This window comes from Limnobacter sp. (assembly GCF_043511195.1).
In the GTDB taxonomy this organism is placed as follows: Bacteria; Pseudomonadota; Gammaproteobacteria; order Burkholderiales; family Burkholderiaceae_B; genus Limnobacter.
This window is the reverse complement of record NZ_CP121330.1, coordinates 1023749-1039930: the sequence shown is the minus strand read 5'-3', so window position 1 is coordinate 1039930 and position 16182 is coordinate 1023749. Positions and strand designations below refer to the sequence as shown.

At 53.5% G+C, this 16182-nt stretch carries 17 protein-coding genes and 1 tRNA gene; 15 read left to right on the top strand and 3 right to left on the bottom strand.

The window, feature by feature from the left end; genetic code table 11:
• Positions 1-8: 8 nt before the first annotated feature.
• The 5 genes from P0D43_RS05035 to rapZ all read left to right on the top strand — a co-directional run bounded on the left by P0D43_RS05035 (position 9) and on the right by rapZ (position 4330).
• Positions 9-1529: an RNA polymerase factor sigma-54 gene (locus P0D43_RS05035; protein ID WP_159568152.1), complete on the top strand. Its 1521-nt coding sequence runs from the start codon at positions 9-11 to the stop codon at positions 1527-1529.
• Between the two features lie 40 nt (positions 1530-1569).
• Positions 1570-1899: a ribosome hibernation-promoting factor, HPF/YfiA family gene (gene hpf, locus P0D43_RS05030; RefSeq protein WP_159568151.1), complete on the top strand. Its 330-nt coding sequence runs from the start codon at positions 1570-1572 to the stop codon at positions 1897-1899.
• Positions 1900-2009: 110 nt separating this feature from the next.
• Positions 2010-2480 carry a PTS sugar transporter subunit IIA gene (locus tag P0D43_RS05025; protein ID WP_040512070.1) on the top strand — a complete coding sequence of 157 codons (471 nt, stop codon included), beginning with the start codon at positions 2010-2012 and terminating at the stop codon, positions 2478-2480.
• Positions 2481-2484: 4 nt separating this feature from the next.
• Complete coding sequence (gene hprK / locus P0D43_RS05020; protein ID WP_394673422.1) at positions 2485-3468, top strand: HPr(Ser) kinase/phosphatase; 984 nt, start codon at positions 2485-2487, stop codon at positions 3466-3468.
• The gene (gene rapZ, locus P0D43_RS05015; protein ID WP_159568149.1) at positions 3461-4330 is read left to right on the top strand and encodes an RNase adapter RapZ; all 870 of its coding nucleotides are present in this window, start codon (positions 3461-3463) and stop codon (positions 4328-4330) included. Before hprK ends, rapZ begins: the two co-directional genes overlap by 8 nt.
• Here the strand turns inward: rapZ and mutY are convergent.
• A complete protein-coding gene (gene mutY, locus P0D43_RS05010) occupies positions 4283-5404 on the bottom strand; it encodes an A/G-specific adenine glycosylase (RefSeq protein ID WP_394673421.1) in 1122 nt (373 codons plus the stop codon). The two genes, rapZ and mutY, sit on opposite strands and share 48 nt — an antisense overlap.
• Entirely contained in the window at positions 5401-6219 is an 819-nt protein-coding gene (gene mutM / locus P0D43_RS05005) for a bifunctional DNA-formamidopyrimidine glycosylase/DNA-(apurinic or apyrimidinic site) lyase (protein WP_159568147.1), read from the bottom strand. The genes mutY and mutM overlap by 4 nt, the downstream gene beginning before the upstream one ends.
• Positions 6220-6297: 78 nt before the next feature.
• Here mutM and P0D43_RS05000 point away from each other — a divergent pair, with 78 nt between their 5' ends.
• From P0D43_RS05000 to P0D43_RS04970, 7 genes are all read left to right on the top strand, one after another.
• On the top strand, positions 6298-8076 hold the full coding sequence (locus P0D43_RS05000; RefSeq protein ID WP_394673420.1) for a tetratricopeptide repeat protein: 1779 nt from the start codon (positions 6298-6300) through the stop codon (positions 8074-8076).
• A 4-nt stretch (positions 8077-8080) separates the two neighbouring features.
• Complete coding sequence (locus P0D43_RS04995; RefSeq protein ID WP_159568145.1) at positions 8081-8650, top strand: hypothetical protein; 570 nt, start codon at positions 8081-8083, stop codon at positions 8648-8650.
• A gap of 3 nt (positions 8651-8653) precedes the next feature.
• A complete protein-coding gene (gene ispE, locus P0D43_RS04990; protein WP_159568144.1) occupies positions 8654-9571 on the top strand; it encodes a 4-(cytidine 5'-diphospho)-2-C-methyl-D-erythritol kinase in 918 nt (305 codons plus the stop codon).
• A 15-nt stretch (positions 9572-9586) separates the two neighbouring features.
• Positions 9587-9663: transfer RNA gene (locus P0D43_RS04985), tRNA-Gln, on the top strand.
• A gap of 72 nt (positions 9664-9735) precedes the next feature.
• Positions 9736-10689 (top strand): ribose-phosphate diphosphokinase, encoded by a 954-nt coding sequence (locus tag P0D43_RS04980; RefSeq protein WP_159568143.1) that lies wholly within the window; start codon positions 9736-9738, stop codon positions 10687-10689.
• An 87-nt stretch (positions 10690-10776) separates the two neighbouring features.
• Positions 10777-11364 carry a 50S ribosomal protein L25/general stress protein Ctc gene (locus P0D43_RS04975; protein ID WP_159568142.1) on the top strand — a complete coding sequence of 196 codons (588 nt, stop codon included), beginning with the start codon at positions 10777-10779 and terminating at the stop codon, positions 11362-11364.
• 60 nt (positions 11365-11424) lie between these two features.
• Positions 11425-12102: an exopolysaccharide biosynthesis protein gene (locus P0D43_RS04970; protein ID WP_394673419.1), complete on the top strand. Its 678-nt coding sequence runs from the start codon at positions 11425-11427 to the stop codon at positions 12100-12102.
• Between the two features lie 9 nt (positions 12103-12111).
• On the opposite strand, the gene P0D43_RS04965 is transcribed toward P0D43_RS04970, so the two are convergent.
• Positions 12112-12579: an Lrp/AsnC family transcriptional regulator gene (locus tag P0D43_RS04965; protein WP_159568141.1), complete on the bottom strand. Its 468-nt coding sequence runs from the start codon at positions 12577-12579 to the stop codon at positions 12112-12114.
• Positions 12580-12720: 141 nt separating this feature from the next.
• Here P0D43_RS04965 and leuA point away from each other — a divergent pair, with 141 nt between their 5' ends.
• The 3 genes from leuA to P0D43_RS04950 all read left to right on the top strand — a co-directional run bounded on the left by leuA (position 12721) and on the right by P0D43_RS04950 (position 16177).
• Positions 12721-14391, top strand: a complete 1671-nt coding sequence (leuA, locus tag P0D43_RS04960; protein WP_394673418.1) for a 2-isopropylmalate synthase — start codon at positions 12721-12723, stop codon at positions 14389-14391.
• Positions 14392-14465: 74 nt separating this feature from the next.
• Positions 14466-15065 carry an aminoacyl-tRNA hydrolase gene (gene pth / locus P0D43_RS04955; RefSeq protein ID WP_341237948.1) on the top strand — a complete coding sequence of 200 codons (600 nt, stop codon included), beginning with the start codon at positions 14466-14468 and terminating at the stop codon, positions 15063-15065.
• Entirely contained in the window at positions 15062-16177 is a 1116-nt protein-coding gene (locus P0D43_RS04950) for a patatin-like phospholipase family protein (RefSeq protein ID WP_394673417.1), read from the top strand. Before pth ends, P0D43_RS04950 begins: the two co-directional genes overlap by 4 nt.
• Positions 16178-16182: the final 5 nt, after the last annotated feature.

Here is a 16182-nt window from a genome sequence, read left to right as displayed (position 1 = left end):
GAGCCCCCATGAAACAATCCCTTCAGCTTAAAGTTTCCCAAAATCTCACGCTCACGCCGCAGCTTCAGCAATCCATTCGATTGCTGCAACTGTCCACACTCGAACTGCAGCAGGAAATTCAACAGGCACTGGCCGAAAACCCGCTACTCGAGCTGGCCGATGAAGAGGCTGTTGAAGGCGAACGTACACTCAGCCTGGACAGCAGCAATGGCGAATTGCACGAGCCACAGGGCGACAGCTTCGAAGCCGAACCGGACCCACGCAAAGCCAGTGAGCCCGTCAGCGATCAACAAGCTGAACAAGACAACCAAAGCGAAGAAATTGTTCAACGCGAGACCATCGACTCCATTCAGGACAACTGGGAAGGTGACTGGCGCGACAACAGCGGCGCAGGTGCCGATGGCGACGAAGAAAAACCCGGCCTTCAACTGGCTGCGCCCGACAGCAGCCTGCACCAGCACCTCATCGACCAGCTGCGCATGACGCAGGCCAGCGAACGCGACAAAAACCTGGTGCTGTGGCTGATCGACTACCTTAGCGACGATGGCTACCTGACCGTTGAACTTGAAGACCTGTGGGAAACCTTGCAGGACGAACCCGACCTGGAGTTTGAAGAACTGAGCGCGGCACTGCGCCTGCTGCAAAGCTTCGACCCACCCGGCGTGGGCGCACGCAATGCGGCAGAGTGCCTGTTGCTGCAACTGGCCCAGCGCCGGGACATTACTTGCCAAACAAACCTGTACGGCAACTGCCAACACATTATCCGCGACCATTTGAGTTTGCTCGCCCAGCGTGACTTCACCAAACTGAAGAAAGCCCTGAATGTCGACGAAGACACTTTAAAGATCTGCCATCAAATAATCCGCTCGCTAGAACCTTTTCCCGGCGCGCGCTTTCGGCGCATTGACGACGATCATGTGGTGCCCGATGTCATTGTTAAAAAACTCAGTGGACAATGGCATGTGCAGCTCAACCCCGATGTGATGCCCAAAATTCGAATCAATGAAATGTACGCCTCGATCCTGAGGTCTCACCGTGGTCAAAGCGCACAACTCAGCGCGCAACTTCAAGAGGCCCGGTGGCTCTTAAAAAACGTTCAACAGCGATTTGACACTATTTTACGGGTGAGCCAAGCGATCGTAGAACGACAAATCGGCTACTTCAATCATGGCGAAATCGCAATGCAACCCTTGGTTCTGCGGGAAATTGCTGATTTACTGGGACTGCATGAATCGACCGTGTCAAGGGTTACCACGCAAAAATATATGTTGACGCCCTATGGGTTGGTTGAGCTAAAGTATTTCTTCGGAAGTCATGTTTCCACCGATTCAGGTGGGCAAGCTTCCAGCACGGCCATCCGTGCACTCATCAAGCAACTGATTTCTGCGGAGGACGCCAAGCAGCCGATATCTGACAGCCAAATCGCCGACCTACTCGGTCAACAGGGCATCGTGGTCGCAAGACGCACGGTCGCTAAATACCGGGAATCACTGAAAATACCCCCGGTGAACATGCGTAAGTCGCTTTAAAGTTAAAGCTTCCCCCCGCAGCAACGAAAGGAGATACCTTATGAACTTGAACATCAATGGTCATCATCTGGAAGTTACCCCAGCTATTCGAAATTATGTAATTGAAAAACTGGACCGGGTGAAAAGGCATTTTGATCACGTCATTGATGCATCGGTGACCATCTCGGTGGTCAAGCTGGTTCAAAGGGCAGATGTTACGCTGCACGTTCGCGGCAAAGACATACACGCTGAATCAAGTCATGAAAACCTCTACGCAGCCATTGATGCGCTGGCCGACAAACTCGATCGCCAGGTATTGCGGCACAAAGACAAACTTACCAATCACAATCACACGCCCATAAAACACCAAGTGGTAGAAGAAGCTGAATAAACCACTGTAATTTCAGGGAAATTCAAAAGGCGGACTTCAATCCGCCTTTTGTGTTTTTATGGCGTATAATCGGCCCCACGATTAGAAGCGGGTCTCAGGAATCAACAGCGATGAACTTGATCGCAAATCTACTTCCACCATCCAACATATTGTTGGACACACAGGTCACCAGCAAAAAGCGCGTGTTTGAACAGGCCGGACTGGTCTTTGAAAACAACCAGGGCATTGCACGGTCCAAGGTGTTCGACAGTCTTTTTGCGCGTGAGCGTTTGGGCTCCACTGGCCTTGGCCAGCAGGTGGCGGTGCCGCATGGCCGCATCAAAGGCCTGCGCGAACCCATCGCCAGCCTTGTGCGTGTGCAAGATCCCATTCCGTTTGATGCCCCTGACGGCCAACCCGTCAAGCTACTCATGTTTTTGCTGGTGCCTGAAAGCGCAAACCAGCATCATCTGGATATACTGTCAGAACTGGCTCAAATGCTGTCTGACAAGGATTTCCGTGAGAAACTCATGACAGAATCCGATCCTGGTGCCACTCACCAATTGATCGCCAACTGGGAGCCTTACCAACCCGCGAGTTAAGCCTGTGAAGCAACTGAAAGAACTGATCGAAGCCAACCGCAACAAACTCAAACTCGACTGGCTTGCCGGTTTAAACGGTGGTGATCGTCACCTTGATCTTCAGTGCTTCGCATCCTCCGATCTCGTAGGTCACCTCAACACCATTCACCCTGGCCGTATCCAGGTTTTTGGTCGCCAGGAAATCGAATACTTCGCCCGCATCAGCGATGCTCGCAAAAAACATCAAATTGATAAACTGATCGAAGGCGACCCTCCCGCCATCATCGTCGCCGAATCTTTTCAGCCACACGCATTGCTCAAAGCGGCTTGCGACGAATCCAACATCCCGTTGCTGGCCACACCGCTGTCTGCCGCAGAAATTATCGACTTTCTGCGCGTGTACATCAACAAATGGCTGGCCCCCACCACCATGATGCACGGCGTGTTTATGGACGTGCTCGGCATGGGCGTGCTCATTTGTGGTGAATCGGGATTGGGCAAAAGCGAACTCGGTCTTGAATTGATTTCTCGCGGCCATGGCTTGGTGGCCAACGACGTGGTGGAATTCTCGCGCGTGGCCCCCAACCTTATTGAAGGCCGTTGCCCCGAATTGATCCGCAACTTGATGGAAGTGCGTGGGGTTGGGCTGCTCGACATCAAGGCAATTTTTGGTGAAACGGCAGTGCGCCGTAAAATGCGGCTCAAGCTGATTGTGCATTTGGTGCGCAAAGCGTCTTTGGAATTGCATCAGGAACGACTGGTCACCGAACCGCAATTCCAGGAAGTGCTTGGACTACCCATTCGCAAAGCCATCTTGCCCGTGGCCGCGGGCCGAAACCTTGCAGTTTTGCTGGAAGCTGCGGTGCGCAACACCATTTTGCAAATGCGGGGCATTAATACGCTCGACGAGTTCATGGTGCGGCAACAAAAAGCCATGCTCAGTGAACTCGGTGGCATTGACCACCTTCAAGTCGACCCCGACACTGAAACGGACATGGGCCATGACTGACATGAAAGTTGTATTGGTCACCGGCTTGTCCGGCTCTGGCAAATCAGTCGCAATTCGCGCGCTGGAAGATTCGCACTTTTACTGCGTCGACAACCTGCCCCCTTCTTTCATACCGCAGGTCATTCAACGTTTGTCCTCCGAAGGCATTAGTCAAATTGCCATTGCGGCCGATGCCCGCACCGGGCGCGACATCATCGATGTGCCCCAGATTGTTCACACCCTGAAAACCGCCGGCACCGATGTGCGTATTCTGTTTCTGGATGCCGACGACGAAACACTGATTACCCGTTATTCGGAAAGCCGCAGGCGCCACCCCATGAGCACACGCCTGGGCGAACAAGCCACCGTGCAAGAATGCGTGGACGCGGAAAGAGAAGCACTTGAGCCGCTGCGAAACATTGCCAGTTGCATTGACACTTCCGCCTTGCAACCCAATGTGCTGCGCCGCTGGGTACTGGAAACAGTGGAAGAAGAATCGGCCAGACTCACTTTGGTGTTTGAAACTTTTGGCTTTAAAAAAGGCCTGCCCAGCGATGCCGACCTGGTGTTTGATGTCCGTTGCCTGAGCAACCCCTACTACGACAAAAACCTTCGCCCGCTGACAGGCAAAGACGTGGAAGTGCAACGCTACATTCAAACCGACACGCGCAGTGAGGCCCTCATCAACGACATCGAAACCTATTTGCGAAAGTGGTTGCCCTCGTACCTGAATGAGCAGCGTAGCTATGTGACTGTGGCCATTGGCTGCACCGGCGGGCAACACCGCTCGGTGTATGTGGCCGAAACGCTGGCCAAGCGGTTTACCAATACCCCTTTATCCGAGATCGAGAGTGTTTTGTTGCGACACCGGAGCCTGGGCTAACACCTTCACTTGATCCAACAGTTTGTGCACAATTTTGGGCACAGGCTTGTCAGTGACAGCATGGCATTGCGCCCAAACACCAGGCACCTTCACATGCACCACCTTGAAATGCATTTTGCGATGCGTTAATTCGTGCACCAGCCAAGGCTGGTTCGCAAGCTGGGTTAACTGTGTGTAAATGTCGGCCTTGAACACTTTCAGACCGTAATCGTCAAGCCATGGCTGAACACACGCATTCAATTCAGGCCACTCCGGCTGACTGCTGCATGCCGCAACCGGCGTTGTCCACAAGCCTTGCCACACACCCTTTGCTGTTTGCAGCTCCAGCCACACAGCGCCGCGTTCGTCTTCCACAATCAAACCCAGAAAATACAATTCAGGCCGGGGCTTTTTGGGCTTCGGTGTGGGCAGCAAACCCACCATGCCTTTGCGCAAGGCCACGCAGCTTGGTATCAATGGGCATGCTGAACAAGCCGGGTTACGTGGCACACAGCAAGTGGCCCCAAGGTCCATCAAGGCCTGGTTGTAAACGCCAGCTTGCTGGGCTGGCACATTGTCGCTGGCAATTGCCCACAAGTTTTTTTTAATCGAACTTTGTTCCGGGTAACCCTCGACACCGTAGTACCTGCAAAACACACGCTTCACATTGCCATCAAGAATAGGGGCGGGTACTTCATAGGCCAGGGAGGCAATTGCACCTGCCGTAGACTGGCCAATGCCGGGCAAACTTTCAAGCTCGGCCACAGTGCGCGGAAACTGCCCGCCAAACCGGGCCACCACCTGCTTTGCGCACGCATGCAAATTACGGGCACGCGTGTAATAACCCAAACCCGCCCACAACTGCATCACCTCTTGCTCGGGTGCTGCCGCCAAATCTGCAACCGTGGGGTAAGCCTGCAAAAAACGCGCGTAGTAAGCCAATACCGTGGTCACCTGGGTTTGCTGCAACATCACCTCGCTAAGCCACACCTTGTAGGCATCGCCCGTGTGCTGCCACGGCAAGGTTTGTCGACCATGCTGCTTTTGCCAACGCACCAGCACCCCGGCAAAAACCTCTCCTTTCAAAGGAATCATTTCTGGCACCCTGCGCAATAAAAGGTGCTGCGCTGGTTCATCACACGGCGTTTCACCGTGGCCCCACAGCGCTTACAAAGCTGCCCCTCGCGGCCATAGACATCACAATGCAACTGAAAATGCCCCAACTCACCATCAATGGCCTGAAAGTTACGCAAAGTTGAACCGCCGCGCTCAATGGCCTCCGCCAGTACAGCGACCACTGCCGCATGCAAGGCCGAAACTTCAGCCCGACTCAAACGGCCTGCTGCCTTACCCGGTCGAATTGCACTGCGAAACAAGGCCTCGCAAGCGTAAATATTGCCCACACCCACCACCGCCAGGCCGCTGAGCAACAAGGCTTTGATCGACACCTTTTTGCCCCGCGTCGCCTTGAAAAATGACTCGGGCGTGAAAAGATCGCTAAAAGGCTCGGGACCTAACTTCGAAAAACGAACAAAAGCATGCTCCCAACCGGGTGCCTTGCTCACATACTCCACACTGCCGAACCGGCGCGGGTCGTTGTATCGAAGGACCTTTTCACCGAAATTCCATTCAATGTGGTCGTGCTTTTCCCAAGGGGTTTGAGCACTGACAATTTTCATGGACCCCGACATGCCCAAATGCACCACCAACACCTGTTCACCAAAATCCATCAGCATGTATTTCGATCGGCGCTCAACACTTCGCAATATGTGCTTCACACAACTTTGCACCTCCTCAGGCACAGGCCAGCGCAAGCGCGGTTGCCGCACGGTACAAGCAAGCAGGCGGTGCCCTGTAAAATGAAGGTCTACGCCTCTTTTGGTGATTTCTACCTCGGGTAATTCAGGCATAAGCTAAAGCGCGCACGCGCATCTGTTAATGTGATAAAAATGAATGTGGATTCACCAGTTTTCTTTGGGTTCAACAGTATGACTTGTTTTAAATGGACCATCGCAGGCCCGGTATTTTTTCTGGCCGCCAGCCTGACCACCGGTTGCGCCACTGTTCCAGCCGAACAGGGCGAACCAAGGCAGCAGCAAATGTCTGCCGAGCAAAAAGCCTATGAAGCCCGTGTGGCCGAAATGGTCAAACAAGACCCCCTGTTTGCCTTGCTCACCGCAGAAATTGCGAGCCAGCGCGGTGACACTTATTCTGCCGCACTGGCCTACACCGAAGCGGCCAAACAACAGCGCGACCCGAACCTTGCCAAGCGCGCCGTCGAAATCAGCCTGGCAGAGGGGCAGCTGGATCTGGCTCTGAATGCTGCTCAGGTATGGTCTGAACTTTCCCCCGACGACAAACAAGCCAACCGTTCCATCATGTTGCTGCAATTGGGCACCAACCGTGTCGATGAAGCCATGCCCGCACTCAAGGCATTTCTGGCAGACATCCAGGCCGCCGAGAAATCCAATCCGGGACTCGGTGGTGCTGGCGCAGAAAAAATTGCACTGGACATGCTGCAACGCATTCCCGACAAAAACAAAGCCTACCAAACCGGGATCGAACTATTCGGCAACAATCCCGACGACCTTGAAGCGCAAACATTGCTGGCCCAACTGGCCAACAACTCCGAGCTGTACCCACAGGCAGTGGGGCACATGGAAAATGTGCTGCGTAAATCGCCCCAAGAACGTTTTTACGTGCTGCTGGCCCAGTTCATGGAAAAACGCGACGGTAATCTGGACGCAGCCATGCAGCTGGTCAACGAACAAGCCCAACTGCACCCCAACTGGTTTGGTGCACGGCTATACCTGGCCCGCAACCACACCCAGCTTGGGCAATGGCCACAAGCACGGCAACGTTTTGCAGAAATGATCACGCTGCAACCTGACAACATTCCGCTGTACTCCAGCCAGGGCTTTGTATTAACCCAGCTAAAAGAGTACAAAGCCGCCGAACAGCACTTCAAGATTTATCTGGCCAAAACCGCACCGGCAGAACGTCAGAACGAAACACTGATTCACGCCACGCTTTCCGACATGGCGCTTGAACGGAAAGACTATGTGGCTGCCCTGAAGTGGCTGGATACAGTCCCCAATGCGGCCGACAACCTGGATGTTCAACTCAAGAAATCTGCCTTGTTTGAAAAACAGGGCAATGCCTTAACAGCCAAGCGGGTGCTCAACCAGTTCAAGCCAAAAAACGAAGACGAATCTGTGCGCCTGGCCCTGGCAAAATCACAACTGGCCGAATCGCAGAAAGCACCTGCCGAGGCGGCCACAGAGCTTGAGCTGGCATTGCTGAGTTTTCCCGACCAACCCGACCTGCTCTACGAACGCGCCATGGTCGCCGAACGACAGGACGACCTGCCTCGTGTTGAGCAATTCCTGAAACGACTCATTGCGATTCGCCCGGAAAACCCACACGGCTACAACGCCTTGGGCTACACCTGGGCCGAGAACAATGTTCGGCTGGAAGAAGCCTATGAGTTAATTAAAAAGGCAGTTGAACTTGCTCCCAACGACCCCTTCATTCTTGATTCACTGGGCTGGGTACATTACCGCCTGGGCAAACTGGACAGTGCCGAAGCCACCTTGAAAAAAGCCTTCGAAATGCGTCAGGATGAGGAAATCGGGCTTCACTTGCTCGAGGTTTTGGCGAAATCGGGCAAAAAAGAGGAAGCACGTCAACTGGGCGAACAGTTAACCGTTCGTTACCCCGACAGCAAAGCATTGAAAAAACTGGTTCAACGGCTTGAGGAAATTTAAGTTCATGGCTTTATCAACACTGCGCCTGGCCTGCATCGGCTTGATCAGCGCAAGCTTGGGTGCGTGCAGCACCTTGGGTCGAGACTCAAGCACTGAAGTCGATTGCAAGTCGATTCAGTCCAGTTGCCATTACGGGCGCTTCGGGCTGATCTGGAAAGTTGAACAGCCCGACGGCAAAATTGAAGCCGATTCCATTTCAGGCACCTATGAATGGCGATCTGGCCGCACAGGCCCAAGCCAGGCCCCTGAAATTGCTTACCTGGAGGTCAACTCCACCTTGGGGCCCTCGCTGGGCAGTGCAAAGCGCTTGGGTAGTTTTTACGAAGTGCGGGCTGCAGATGGTCGTGTGTATTTGGCCAAAGACTGGCAAAGCCTGTTCGACCTGATGTTTCCAGTCGAATTGCCTGCCGAAGCCCTGGTGCAATGGATGGAAAATCCCAACCCCAATGAATTACCCACCTTGCCCACCAACTGGGCCTGGGAAAATCAAAATGGTCGTTACCGCGTGGTGTTTGTCGAAAACAATACCTCGGGTCGCATTGACCTGATTCCTCAGGGCACCTTGGGCAAGTAAAACGTGAACATTTCCGACACGGCGAAGCGCTCGGCCTTTTCCCCGGCGAAAATCAATTTGTTTTTGCACATCACGGGCCGACGAGACGATGGCTACCACCTGCTTCAGAGCATTTTTTGCCCCATTACGCTGGGTGATCAGCTGACAATTACCGTACAACCCAGCCCCACCGGCCAACTTGTCATTCAACGAAGCGGCGATCTTACCCACATCCCAGGCGAAGTCGACCTGACCGTTCGTGCCTGCAAGGCCTTTTATACCCATGCGAATTTGGGCATGGCTTACCAAGTCATCATTCAGGTGAGCAAACAAGTACCTGAACAAGCCGGGCTGGGCGGGGGAAGCAGCAATGCAGCAACCGTGCTCCGTTTGCTGCAACAACACCACAATTACCCGGTCTCGCCCGAACAATTGGCTGCGATCGGGTTGACCTTGGGCGCAGATGTTCCCTTCTTTCTTCAGGACAACTGTGCTTTTGTGGAAGGAATTGGCGAGCGCATCACCCCGATTCAGGGCATTTCCGGGCATTTAATTGTCTACAAACCACTACTTTCTTGCCCCACGCCCAAAATATTTAGCGATCCGCAATTGACACGCAACTCAAGTGACGTCAAAATAGCGGTCTTCGATTCGGCCAGCCGAATGAATAGTGAGTTGATGGCTTGTTTACAGGCCCACACACAGAATGCTTTGCAAGCTGTTGTGTCTCGCAACTACCCGGAATGGGAGCATCAATTTGGTGTTTTCTCAAACTGTGTTGCAAAATTCAACCCGCAATTGATTCGAATGTCAGGTTCCGGTTCCGCCATGTTTGCTTTGTTTGCCAGCCCAAGCCAGCTCAGCAACGCCGTGGCAGCAGTCGCCGATGCACCTGAATTGCAGCAAGGGCAGTGGTTTGAATGCCAGCTTAAATCCGGCTGAATCGATAAAAGTTTTAGGGGAGTCGCCAAGTTGGTCAAGGCACCGGATTTTGATTCCGGCATGCGAGGGTTCGAGTCCTTCCTCCCCTGCCAAAACCAAAGGGCCAGCCACAGGTTGGCCCTTTTTTATTTCGCCAACGCACACGTCAAGCCCTGGGGTAAACAATGGCAACCGACAGCAGTTTAATGATCTTCACTGGCAATGCGAACCCTGCATTGGCCGAATCAGTGGCCAAGCAGCTGAACATTCCGCTGGGCAAAGCCACCGTAGGTCGTTTCTCAGACGGTGAAGTCATGGTCGAGATCAACGAAAACGTGCGCGGCAAAGACGTGTTCGTGCTGCAGTCCACCTGCGCCCCCACCAACGACAATCTCATGGAAATGATGGTCATGATCGACGCGCTCAAGCGCGCATCAGCCGGCCGCATTACCGCTGCAATTCCCTACTTTGGCTATGCCCGCCAAGATCGCCGCGTGCGCTCTTCGCGAGTGGCCATTACCGCCAAAGTGGTCGCAAATATGTTGCAGGTTGTGGGTGTAGACCGTGTCCTGACCATGGACCTGCACGCTGATCAAATCCAGGGGTTTTTCGACATTCCCGTGGACAACATTTACGCATCGCCCGTGTTGCTCGGCGACGTGTGGAAACAAAACCTCGACAACCTGATGGTGGTTTCGCCCGACGTGGGTGGTGTGGTTCGTGCCCGCGCACTGGCCAAACGCCTGAACTGCGACCTGGCGATTATCGACAAGCGTCGCCCCCGCGCCAATGTGGCCGAGGTCATGAACATTATCGGCGACGTGAAAGACCGCACCTGCGTGATCATGGATGACATGGTCGACACCGCCAACACACTGTGCAAAGCCGCGGCCGCCCTGAAAGCCAATGGCGCGAAGAAAGTGGTGGCGTACTGTACCCACCCTGTTTTGTCGGGTGGTGCCATTCAGCGTGTTGAAGAATCGGATCTGGATGAACTGGTGGTTACCGACACCATTCCTTTGTCTGACGAGGCCAACAACAGCAACACAATTCGTGTACTGAGCGTTGATGAACTGCTGGCTGAAACCATTCGCCGCATTGTTCGTTCCGATTCAGTCAGTTCGCTGTTTATTGACTAAGATTTATCGGGCTTTTTTGCGGTCGCCCTTAAGTGCCGCATAACTTGGTTTCACTGGTCGCGGTGAAGTCAAATTTGGAGAATCAACATGAAAGTAGTTGCAACATCCCGCACAGAGCAGGGTTCCGGAGCGAGCCGCCGCCTGCGTCGTGCTGGCCAGGTACCTGGCATTGTTTATGGCGCAAATCAGGAAGCTCAGGCTGTGCAAATCGAGCACAACCCCCTGTGGCACGCCCTGCAAAAGGAAAAATTCCACTCCAGCATTCTGGATCTGGAAATTGATGGCAAGTCCGAGCAAGTTTTGTTGCGCGACTTCCAGTCACACCCTTACAAGCCACAGCTGCTGCACATCGACTTCCAGCGCATCGACGGCAACCAGAAAATCCACATGAATGTGCCTTTGCACTATTCTGGTCACCTGGAAAGCCCAGCGGTCAAGCTGTATGCCGGTCAGGTTACTTTTGTAGCCAACCAGATCGAAATCGAATGCTTGCCCAAAGACCTGCCAGAATTCATCGCAGTAGATTGCAGCGTATTGGATGTTACCAAGCGCTCTATCCACGTGACTGAACTTCAGTTCCCTGAAGGCGTAAGCATCCCCAACCACGGCCAGCAAGACTTGTCCGTTGTTACAGTAAAAATCAAGGCTGGCGCTGCAAAGGGCGGCGACGAGTAAGTCGCTGTTGCAAGTTAGTCCTTAGAAAAGCCGCTGCAACTTTGTTCAGCGGCTTTTTTTATGGGCACAATGTTGGCTCGCCTAACCTCACTGAATAAACCCGAAGTGAACAACACACCGAATTTTGAAGAATTGCCATTGGGCGATCAAATCAAGCAAGTCATTGCCCAACTGCCAACAAGCACAGTCAGCCTCGGCGAAATTCTTGACTTGGTAGGGCGAGATGGCATGTTGCTGCTGGTGGCGTTTCTCACGCTGGTGTTCATGGTGCCCGTGTCGATTCCCGGTGTCAGTACCATTTTTGGCGCTGCCATTTTGCTGATCGGCATCAGCCGAATTTTCGGGCGCACCTTATGGCTGCCCAAGCGTTTCAAAGAACGGGCCCTGCCCGCCGACAAACTGCGCAACGCCCTTGAAAAAGGCTTGGTGTGGATTCCGCGCCTTGAAAAAATCAGCAAACCCCACCGCATGGCTTGGCTAACCACAGGCCATGGCATGAACATCATCAACGACGGCGGTTTGATTTTGGGCGCTGTGTTGTTGATGGCACCGTTTGGCTTTATTCCGTTTTCCAACACCGTACCCGGAATTGCGCTGCTGTTTCTGGCTGTGGGGCTGATTCAACGCGATGGTGCAGCCGTGCTGCTGGGGCACTTGGCCAATCTGGCCTCCATTGTTTACTTCGGCGTGCTGATTGGTGGCGGCGGCATGATGATTCAAAACATGCTTCAAAACTGAGTTTTCAAGTTAGCCTACTGGCACCTCGGTTTTATCAACGACCCGGCGCAACACAAAGCTGGTGTGCACACCGCTTACCCCTTTAATGCGGGTAATTTTGTTCAGCAACAAATTCTGGTAGCCGTCCATGTCGGCCACGATCACCTTCAACTGGTAGTCTGCTTGCTGCCCGGTAATCAGCAGGCATTCCAGCACCTCCGGTATTGCACCAATGGCCCCCTCAAAACTGGCGAAGCGTTCAGGCGTGTGTTGGTCCATTGAAATGTAAATCAGCGCCATCAGGCTGAAGCCCAACTTTTTCGCATCCACCAAAGCCCTGTAACCAGTAATCAGCCCCGCTTCTTCCAGCGCTTTGACACGGCGCAAACACGGCGATGGCGACAAACCAATGGCGTCGGCCAAGTCTTGGTTACTCATGCGCCCATCGGTCTGCAACAGGGTCAAAATTCGCTTGTCATAGCGGTCAAGTTCTTGCATTTGTATTTTTTCACTTAAAAATTTAATTTATACGCAATTATCTGCCAATAAATGGAAATATCAAAGCAACAAACGCAATCATATTCCAGACCAAAGCACCTACACTGTATTTCATGGATTAACGTTTCAGGCCAATGCAGCATGTTGAAGAACCCCGCCACCAAATATCGCCCCGCTTACAAAGTGGACCTGCCCGACAGAACATGGCCCAACAAGGCCATTGAACATGCGCCGATCTGGTTAAGCACCGATTTGCGCGACGGCAACCAAGCGATTTTCGAGCCCATGAGTGTGGCCACCAAACTGGACTTCTTCAAGGAATTGGTGCGCATTGGTTTCAAGGAGATCGAGGTGGGCTTTCCCGCCGCCTCGCAAATCGACTTCGACGTGGTTCGGCATTTAATCAACAATGATTTGATTCCGGCAGGCGTTACCCCCATGGTCATGACCCAGGCTCGTGATGATCTTATCGAGCGAACAGTGGAATCGGTGATTGGTGCCAAAAGCGCCATCGTCCACATCTACAACTCCACCGCACCCGTGTGGAGAAATACGGTGTTCCGCATGACTGTGCCAGAAGTGATCGACATGGTAAAAAAACGTGTGCAAAAAGTGAAAGAGCTCACCGATGCACACCCCGAAACACAATGGGTTTTGCAGTACTCGCCCGAGTGTTTCAACATGACCGAACTGGATGTGGCCTTGCAGGCTTGCAACACCGCCATTGAGGCATGGGAAGCGGGCCCGAATCGCAAAATCATCATCAACTTGCCCACCACGGTGGAGTGGAGCTCACCCAACGTGTTCGCCGACCAAATTGAGTGGATGGACAGGCGCCTGGCGCGTCGCGAACATGTGGTGCTTTCCGTGCACCCACACAATGACCGTGGCACCGGCGTGGCCACCGCTGAATTGGCGATGATGGCTGGCGCACAACGTGTGGAAGGCTGTTTGTTTGGCAATGGCGAACGCTGCGGCAACGTCGACATTGTGACCCTGGCCTTGAACATGTACACCCAAGGCGTGCACCCGAACCTTGATTTTTCCGACATCAACGCCGTGGCCCGCGTGGTAGAAAGTTGCACGCAACTGCCCATTCACCCCCGCCACCCGTATGTGGGCGATTTGGTGTACACGGCCTTTTCCGGTTCGCACCAGGATGCAATTAAAAAAGGGTTTGATATTCAAAAGCCCGATGCCATTTGGGAAGTGCCCTATTTGCCCATTGACCCGGTCGATGTGGGCCGCACCTACGACAGCGTGATCCGCGTGAACAGCCAGTCGGGCAAAGGCGGCATTGCTTACATTCTTGAACGCGAACATGGCGTGGTGATGCCACGCCGCATGCAAGTGGAGTTTTCAGGAGTGGTGCAAAAGGTCAGCGACAACACGGCTGCGGAAATGACATCGCCTGCCTTGTGGGCCTTGTTTGAACAAACCTATTTGCAAAATGATGAAAGCCAACCGCGCTACATCAGCCACAAAGTGTTTGATGCAGAAGGTGGCCAGGGCATTGAAATTACCGTGCAACAGCATGGCGAAACCACACGGCTTGAAGGCGTGGGCAACGGCCCGCTGGATGCCGCAGTACAAGCCCTTGGTGTGCCCATGGACATTGTTGGGTTTGAAGAACGCAGTGTAGGCCAAGGTGCCAAATCAAAGGCCATGGCCATTATTGAAGTGAGCGTTCCGAATGTGCCGGGCAGCAAATTTGGCGTGGGTTTTCACGACAACATCACCACCGCCAGCTTGATGGCACTGGTCAGTGCGTGGCGACGGGTTGAAACGCCCATACCGCTTGAAGTGAAATAATCCCCGCCATTGTTTGGTTTCAGCCGAACTATCAGCGAAAATACAGCCTTGTGATTCACAGGGCTGTATTTTTCATGTCCAGCAACACCCCCATCAAATTGATCGTCGGTCTGGGTAACCCAGGCCCACAATATGCAGACACGCGCCACAATGCTGGCGTGTGGTATCTGGAAGCATTGGCCCGCAAACACAATGTGTTTTTGCAAACTGACAAGCGCTTTTTTGGCGACATGGCCCGCATCAAGTTTGCAGGGGAAGACGTGTGGCTGCTGTTCCCCACCACATTCATGAACAGGTCGGGCCAGGCCGTGGGCGCCTTGGCCAAATTCTTCAAAATAAAACCCGACGAAATTTTGGTGGCGCACGACGAGCTTGATTTATTGCCTGGTCAGATCAAAATGAAAAAAGGGGGTGGGCTTGCCGGGCACAACGGTTTGAAAGACATGCATGCCCACCTGGGCAGCAATGAATTCTGGCGTGCACGCATTGGCATTGGCCACCCGCGCAGCCTGAATCTTCAACAGGGTGTTGCTGATTTTGTGTTGCACCGCCCAAGTGTTGAACAACAACAAGCCATAGACAAGTGCATTGATGTATTGTTGAAGCACACGGAACTGATTTTGAAAGGTCAAATTGGCCAGGCCACCACGCACATTCACACGGAGTGCGCATGAAAAGCAGCATTCAAATTATTCTGGGCGACCGCGCCAAGGCGCACATTGCGAACAAGGGCTTGCAGCCTGAAGACATTTGCGCGATACCCGCAGCTGCGGGCGGTCCGAAAGGGTTGATTTTGCAGGGGCTTGACCAGTACTTGTTCAATGACTGGCTGGGTGAAGGCCATTTACGAACCCGTGCTGAAAAAGGTATTAAGCCTTTGCAGCTGATTGGTGCTTCCATTGGTGCGTGGCGCATGGCAGCTGCGGCCAGCAGCAACCCGGCAGCCACCTTGAAGCGCCTTGCCCAACAGTATGTGGAAACGCAAGATTACAGCAAGGGCGTTGACCGCCACGAAATAAGCCGCGTGTGCCACGCGATGGTGCAGGCTGTGGTTTCCGAGGAAGCGCAGCACATGGTGCAACCCGCTGGAAAAGAATTGCTGGTGTGGGTAAACAAAGGGCTGACCCCCTTGCACCATGCGCAGCAACTGCGTGCACGCAAACGCGGCTTTGCAAGCGCCGTACTGGCCAACAGCGTAAACCGCAACAAATTGTCTACCTACTTCGAACGGTGGGTGTTTCAAAGCCCGGGCGCGCACACCGACTGGTTAAAACAACCCTTCGACCGAATTCCAACCCACATTGAAGACCTTGATGCGCTGAACATTCACGATGCATTGCTGGCCAGTGGCAGCATTCCTTTCGTGTTGAACCCAGTGTACAAAATTGCCCAAGCCCTGCACGAAGACCACCCAGAAGTGAAGTACCACGAAGGCCCCTTCTGGGACGGCGGGCTGACCGACTACCACCTGGCCCTACCCTACCACCGCCTGGATGGCCTGGTGCTGTACCCCCACTTTGCACCCACGGTAACACCCGGCTGGCTCGACAAGTTTTTGAAAGTGCGCAAAGCCAAGCCCGAATGGATGAGCAATGTGATTCTGGTGTGCCCATCGCCTGAATTTGTCAAACGGCTACCGGCGAAAAAAATCCCGGACCGCGGCGACTTCAAACGCTACAACTTTGATCACCGCATTCGCATACCGATTTGGCAAGCCGCAATTCGTGAAAGTGAACGAATGGCGGACGACTTTTCAAGCTGGCTCCACAAACTGAACGCAGGTTAATAAAT